The organism is Streptomyces sp. NPDC127119 (assembly GCF_042677425.1).
Classification (GTDB): Bacteria; Actinomycetota; Actinomycetes; order Streptomycetales; family Streptomycetaceae; genus Streptomyces.
On the sequence record NZ_JBHXTO010000005.1, the window covers coordinates 81030 to 87341 of the forward strand.

Consider the following 6312-nt stretch of genomic DNA (forward strand, 5'->3'; position numbering starts at 1 on the left):
CCGTGCCCGAGACCAGCGGATTCGCCGGACGTACTCCGGAGACGCATGTCATCGACTTCCGCGCCGCGGAGCAACTGCTCGCCGCGCGGGACCCCAGGGGCGCGGTGAAGCTGCTCGACAACGTCATCGCCGCGTACCCGGAGAACACGGCCGCACGGCTGCTGCGCGCGCGGGCCTTCTTCGCCGCGGCGCAGCTGCGGCCCGCCGAGCTGGAGTTCACCATCGTGCTGGAGCGCGAGCCGGACAACGCCTTCGCGCACTTCGCGCTCGCCCGCACCTACGAGCGCTCCGGGCAGCCCGCGCAGGCCATGCGCCACTTCCGGCTCGCGGCGGCGCTGGACCCGCAGCCGGAGTACCTGGCCGCGGCACGGTTCGACTCCTGAGCCGGGTCCACCCCTGGTTCTGAGCCGAGCCACCGCCGGGTTCGGCGCGCGCGGCGAGCCCGGCCGGGTCTAGTCGCGGTGGTCCGGTGGCGGGTACGGCGGAATGTCCGGCCCTGGCTGATAGTGCGGCCCCTGGCGGAGATGCCTGAGGATCATCGCCAGATCGACGGTGACGATCAGCCACAGCACACCGCAGGCGACCGCCCAGCCCGTCCGCCCGACGAGAGCGAACACAGCCGTCCCAGCGGTTGCCCAGACGAACCCCCACACACTCAGCCACAGACGCGCTCGCAGCGCACTGCGCGCAGTTGTCGGTTCACTGCCCGTACGCATAGGGATCACTACTCCTACCGGAAAAACGTACTCTTCGTAGTGCACATTTCACCTGGAGCGGGCTGGCGGACGGACGGGGAGCGGCTGTGCTGGTGGAGGAGCTGCGGGCGGACGAGAAGCTCGCCGGATGGCTGAGGGACCTGGAGAGCGGGGGCGCACCGCGCACGGAGGCGGTCCTCCCGGACGCCGTCGAGCTGCCGGACGTACTGCTCGACCTGGCGGTACCGCACGAGTGCGTCAACGAACTGGTCGCGGTGCGCGCCCGGCTGGCGGCGGACCCGGAGGCGTTGACGCTGCTCGGGCTGTGCGTCGACCGGTTCGTACGCGACATGGGGAGGACCGGCGGGGGCTGGGAACCGCCGGCGTTCCCGGCCTCCACCGGCGCGCTGGGCCGTACCTTCCAGGTGTTCGTCTTCATCGCCGCGCTGCCGTACGTGCGTGCCTACCACCGGGAGCGGGACATCCCGGCGGACGTGTCCCGGCGCACCCTCGCGGACCTGGGCCGGAACCTGGCCGTGCACCGGCGGCGGACCGGTACGACGGGGCTGTCGGTGCCGTGGTGGATCGGGCTGCACTTCCACGGGGAGCTGTACCAGCTGGGGCGGCTGCAGTTCCAGCGCGCCCGGCTGGGCGGGGCCACCGGGCAGGCGGCGGCGGACGCGGGGCTCGCCACAGGGCCCGGTGAGCCGTGTCTGAGTCTGCACATCGCCGACTTCCGGGGGCCGCTGTCTCCGGAGGCGTGCGACCGGTCGCTGGACCTGGCGCGGGAGTTCTTCGCTCGCCACTATCCGGACGAGCACTACGCGGTGGCGGTCTGCCACTCCTGGCTGCTCGACCGGCAGCTGACGCGGTATCTGCCCGCCGGTTCCAACATCGTGCGCTTCCAGGAAAGGTTCCGGATCGCCTGCGAGGAGACGAAGGCGGACGACAGGGTGCCCGTCGCGTTCGTCTTCGGCGACCCCGAGCTGCCCGTGGCGGACCTGCCGCGGCGGACCGGCGTGGAGCGGGCGGTGGGGGACCATCTGCGGGCGGGCGGCCACTGGTACGGCGGCCACGGGTGGTTCGCGCTGTGACCGTCGGCTGAGAGGGCCATCGGCGGTTGAGGAGACCACGGCTTCCGCGGGCCGTCGGTTCCGTGGCCTGATCACGTCTCACTCGAACGGGTGAGACGGGCGGGGATGGGAACGACCGTGCGGACGTGGGCCGTTGGGCGGGTATGACGATCGAGATGCGTGAGGGGTACGAAGGGACGGGGCCCGGCGCCATCACGCCGGACGGCTGCGCGGTCGAGCTGTACTCGCGGTTGTCCGTCGGGGACGAGCCGGACATCATCGCCTCGGCCGTGCCGGCGGGGGCGCACATCCTCGAACTGGGCAGTGGCGTGGGGCGTATGACCCATCCGCTCCTGGAGCGTGGCTTCACGGTGACGGCCGTGGACGAGTCCGCCGAGATGCTGGAGCGGGTGCGAGGGGCGCGCACGATACGTGGTGCCATCGAGACGCTCGACCTGGGCGAGAGATTCGACGTGGTGATGCTCGCGTCGTTCCTCGTGCACGCCGGGGACGTCGAGGTGCGGCGCGGCATGCTGGACGTGTGCCGGAGCCACGTCGCGGACGGCGGCTGCGTGCTGATCCAGCGCGAGGGCGAGAACTACCACACCGACCTGCCGCGCGAGCGGCTCGATCCGAGCGGGTTCACGATCCGGATGCTGTCCGCGGAGCCGGTGGGGGACGGGGTCAACTCGGTGCGGGCCGAGTACGAGTTCCCGGACGCGGTGTGGACGCAGACGTTCCTCGCCCGGCCGCTCAGCAAGGAGGAGTTCGAGGGGGCGCTGGCAGAGTCGGGGCTGCGGGTCGACCGGTATCTCACGGAGGACCGGGTGTGGGTGCGGGTGGTGCCGGTGGAGGAGTGACCTTCGCGGTTTCCGGGGCGAGTTGTCGTGGGGCGATGAGTTTCGGCAGGCGGGCCGGTCTACCTCTGTGACAGCAACGCGAGCCGTTGCACCCGGAGAACCCAGGAGAACCCCATGTCCGAGACCACCGTCCCCGCTGCCTCCGCCCCCACAGCTCCGGCTGCCGCCTCCGCCCCGACCGCCGTGTCCGGCACGGTCGTCGCCGAGTCGGCGACCGCTCGTGGGCGCCGTGCCCGGCTCGCACTGAAGGGGCTGCAGATCCTGCTCTCGCTCTTCTACGTGATCGCGAGCGCGCTGCCCAAGCTCGTCGCGCACTCCTCGGCGGTCGAGTCGTTCGACGAGATCGGCTGGGGCAGCGCCGGGATGTACACCATCGGACTGCTCGAACTGGCGGGCGGCATCGCGCTGTTGATACCCGTGCTGGCCTCCGTGGCCGCCGTGTCGCTGAGCGCGCTGATGGTGGGCGCGTTCATCACCCAGATCACCGTGTTCGACGGGGAGTACGCGGCGACCCCGCTCATCCTGATCGTGCCGCTCGCACTGATCGCGTGGGCACGACGGGGGCAGGTGCTTGGTGGCGGTTTTTCACGCTCCTGAACGGCGCGCGCCCCTGCCCCTCGGGCTGCTCGGGTTCTCCGGGTTGCTCGGCCTCCCCGGGCCCTTCGGGTTACTCGGCCGAGCCGAGACCCCGCAGGCGTTCCAGCTCGCGGCGGTCGCGCTTGGTGGGGCGGCCCGCGCCCCGGTCGCGGATGCCCGCGGGGGCGACGGCCTCGCGGGGCGGGGGCGGGGGACTGTTGTCGACGTAGCACTCGGCCGCGACCGGGGGCCCGACCCGCTTGCGGATCACGCGCTTCACGATGACGATCCGCTCCCGGTCCGCGTGCCGGAGGCGGACCTCGTCACCGACGCGGACGGCGTACGCGGGCTTGACCCGTTCGCCGTTCACCCGGACATGACCGCCACGGCAGGCGGTGGCGCCCATGGACCGGGTCTTCACCAGACGGACGGACCAGATCCAGCTGTCGACGCGCACGGTCTCGCCGCTCGCGGGCGCGGCGGCCTTCGCGGCGGCCTTCGCGGCGGCTTTCGCGGCGGCCACGGTGTCGGTCGCCTCACCCGTCGCGCCACCGGTCGTGTCACCCGTCGCGTCACCGGTCACGGAGGCGGCTGCGGTGGCATCGACGACACCGGAGCCGTCGCCGTTCGAGGGGCCGCCGGCGCCCGGCCCACCGTCCCCGCGTCGCCCCGCCTCGTTCCGCCGAGTCCCCGACTGAGTCCCTGAAGCCATGGTCCGACCTTAGCCCTCGGCGGGCGTGGGGCCGGAATCGTTTTCCGTCGCGTGGAGCCCGGTTCCCGCCGGGCATACCGTGGCGGCATGAAGCAGGAGCGCAGCCTGGCGGAACTGGACCGGCGGATCGCCGGCTGCCGGGCCTGTCCGCGGCTCGTCGAGTGGCGGGAGGAAGTGGCCCGGACGAAACGGGCCGCCTTCGAGGACTGGACGTACTGGGGCCGCCCGGTGCCGGGGTTCGGACCGCCGGACGCCTCGCTCCTCGTGATCGGGCTCGCGCCCGCGGCGCACGGCGGGAACCGGACCGGCCGGATGTTCACGGGAGACCGGTCGGGGGACGTGCTGTACGCGGCGCTGCACGACGTGGGCCTCGCCTCGCAGCCCACGTCCGAGAACGCGGACGACGGATTGACCCTGTACGGCGTCCGCGTCACGTCACCCGTGCACTGCGCGCCGCCCGCCAACAAGCCGACCCCGGAGGAACGCAACACCTGCCGCCCCTGGCTCGTGAACGAACTGCGCCTGCTCGCACCCACCCTCCGCGCGGTCGTCGTGCTCGGCGGGTTCGGCTGGCAGGCGGCGCTGCCCGCGTTCACCGAGGCGGGTTGGCAGGTGCCCCGGCCCCGCCCGGCCTTCGCCCACGGAGCCCGGGTCGTCCTGGAGGGACTGCAGGGCCCGGAGGCGCACCCCCTCCAACTCTTCGGCTGCTACCACGTGAGCCAGCGCAACACCTTCACCGGCCTGCTGACCCCGGACATGCTCAGGGACGTACTGCGTACGGCGGCCGGGGCGGCGGGCCTGCCGACGACCCCGTACCCGGGCTAGAGCCGCCCGAGGGGCGTGGAGAACTGCGCGCCCAGCCACGAACGGCCCGCGGTTTCGTGCCCGCCCCTGCCCCGCCACGTGCTCCCCGTCACACACTCTTCCCGCCCCGGGCGCGCGGTTACCGACGCGCCCGGTCCCGTTCGCCCGCCGACTGGACGAACTGCATTTCCAGGGTGGCCGGGGGAGCGGTGATGCCGGGGCCGCCGGATTCCGCCCAGCGGAGTATCTCGTCGGTGCAGTCGTCGCCCATCGACCAGCCGATCCAGACGGCCTTGCCGCCCCGTCTGCGGCCCTCGCCCGACGGCTGCACGACGATGATGTTGGCCTGGTCGCAGGGGCCGAGGCAGTCCGCCGTACGGACCGCAAGACGGCCGCCGGAGGCGTCGGCGGCGGCGCGCAGGCGGTCCAGTTGCCAGTCGTGGTCGTAACCGGGGTACTTGCGCGCGTCGCCGCAGCAGCAGCCGCGGCAGACGACGAGCGTGCAGGGCCGGGTCCTCGCGGCACCGATCGCCGTACGGGCAGTCACACTTCTCCTTCGAGGCTGTCGGATCTGTCGAGATCGAAGCTGTCGGGTCTGTCGGGTCTGTCGGGTCTGTCGGATCCTTCGAGATCGGTACCGGTGAGGACGGGGGAGTCCGTGTCGCCGAAGAGGTGGCGCACCGTCGAGCGGTAGTTGGCCCGGACGTGTGCCAGGGCGTGGGCGCGGGCCCGTTCGCGGTCGCCGGAGGCGATGGCCGCGTACAGCTCCCGGTGCTCGGCCAGGAGTTGCGGCCACTCCTCGTTCTGGCGGGTGAGCCAGCGCAGCCGGCCGTCGACGGGTTCCATCACGGAGATCAGCAGGCTGTTTCCGGCCATCGCCAGGATCCGGTCGTGGAAACGGGTGTTGATGTCGGTGATCGCCTCCGCGTCGTCGGCGGCGGTCGCTTCCGCCGCGCGGTCGAGGAGTTCGTCGAGTTCGGCCAGGTCGGTCCGGGTGGCGCGCCGGGCGGCGAGCCCGGTGGCGTACACCTCAAGGGCCTCGCGGAGTTCGAAGAGTTCCGCGACGTCCGTGCGGGTCAGCCTGCGTACGACCGCGCGACGCGGGGTCTCGAAGAGGACGAAACCCTCGGTGACCAGGGCCCGGATCGCCTCGCGGACCGGCACCCGGGAGACCCCGAACCGCTCGGCCAGCTCACGCTCGACCAACCGGTCGCCGGGCAGCAGCCGCCCGGCGATGATCTCCTGCCGCAGCGAGCTGAGCACTCGCTCGCGCACCGCCCCCAGCGGTTCCACCGTCGTCATGCGTCCATCCTCGCCGACCCGTGGACTGTTTTACCGAGCTGTTACCGCCCGGACATGGCCAGATGTCATCGGGAGCGGGACCATGACGTCAATTTGGTATACCAAAGCGGTCCGCAGTCGTCCCGTCCCTCTCCTCGCCGACCTCACTCCTCACCCACCCCTCCCGTCACGCCTACCGTCACCCCCACCCCCACCCCCCCAACACAAGAAACCCGACAGCCCCACCACCCCCAAAGATGCCCCATGTTGAAACCCCCAACCCCCCCACACCACCGCCCCCCCGCCAAAGA

At 72.1% G+C, this 6312-nt stretch carries 8 protein-coding genes and 1 pseudogene; 5 read left to right on the forward strand and 4 right to left on the reverse strand.

What is annotated here, in order from left to right; translation table 11 throughout:
* The first annotated feature begins 2 nt into the window (after positions 1-2).
* The gene (locus ACFVH5_RS04200; protein ID WP_384816022.1) at positions 3-383 is read left to right on the forward strand and encodes a tetratricopeptide repeat protein; all 381 of its coding nucleotides are present in this window, start codon (positions 3-5) and stop codon (positions 381-383) included.
* 69 nt (positions 384-452) lie between these two features.
* On the opposite strand, the gene ACFVH5_RS04205 is transcribed toward ACFVH5_RS04200, so the two are convergent.
* Entirely contained in the window at positions 453-716 is a 264-nt protein-coding gene (locus ACFVH5_RS04205; RefSeq protein WP_385831924.1) for a DUF6343 family protein, read from the reverse strand.
* Positions 717-802: 86 nt separating this feature from the next.
* On the opposite strand from ACFVH5_RS04205, the gene ACFVH5_RS04210 reads away from it, so the two are divergent.
* From ACFVH5_RS04210 to ACFVH5_RS04220, 3 genes are all read left to right on the forward strand, one after another.
* Positions 803-1789, forward strand: coding sequence for an acyltransferase domain-containing protein (locus ACFVH5_RS04210; protein WP_385831926.1), 987 nt, complete (start codon positions 803-805; stop codon positions 1787-1789).
* A 155-nt stretch (positions 1790-1944) separates the two neighbouring features.
* Entirely contained in the window at positions 1945-2628 is a 684-nt protein-coding gene (locus ACFVH5_RS04215) for a class I SAM-dependent methyltransferase (RefSeq protein WP_385831999.1), read from the forward strand.
* A gap of 114 nt (positions 2629-2742) precedes the next feature.
* Positions 2743-3225: a DoxX family protein gene (locus ACFVH5_RS04220; protein WP_385831927.1), complete on the forward strand. Its 483-nt coding sequence runs from the start codon at positions 2743-2745 to the stop codon at positions 3223-3225.
* Here the strand turns inward: ACFVH5_RS04220 and ACFVH5_RS04225 are convergent.
* A pseudogene (locus ACFVH5_RS04225) lies at positions 3214-3787 on the reverse strand (S4 domain-containing protein). The gene ACFVH5_RS04220 and the pseudogene ACFVH5_RS04225 overlap by 12 nt on opposite strands.
* Positions 3788-4003: 216 nt before the next feature.
* Here ACFVH5_RS04225 and ACFVH5_RS04230 point away from each other — a divergent pair.
* Positions 4004-4741: a uracil-DNA glycosylase gene (locus tag ACFVH5_RS04230; protein ID WP_385831929.1), complete on the forward strand. Its 738-nt coding sequence runs from the start codon at positions 4004-4006 to the stop codon at positions 4739-4741.
* A 118-nt stretch (positions 4742-4859) separates the two neighbouring features.
* Here the strand turns inward: ACFVH5_RS04230 and ACFVH5_RS04235 are convergent, their stop codons facing one another.
* Positions 4860-5267, reverse strand: coding sequence for a hypothetical protein (locus ACFVH5_RS04235; protein ID WP_107017584.1), 408 nt, complete (start codon positions 5265-5267; stop codon positions 4860-4862).
* A complete protein-coding gene (locus tag ACFVH5_RS04240; RefSeq protein ID WP_385831931.1) occupies positions 5264-6022 on the reverse strand; it encodes a GntR family transcriptional regulator in 759 nt (252 codons plus the stop codon). The genes ACFVH5_RS04235 and ACFVH5_RS04240 overlap by 4 nt, the downstream gene beginning before the upstream one ends.
* Between the last annotated feature and the right edge of the window lie 290 nt (positions 6023-6312).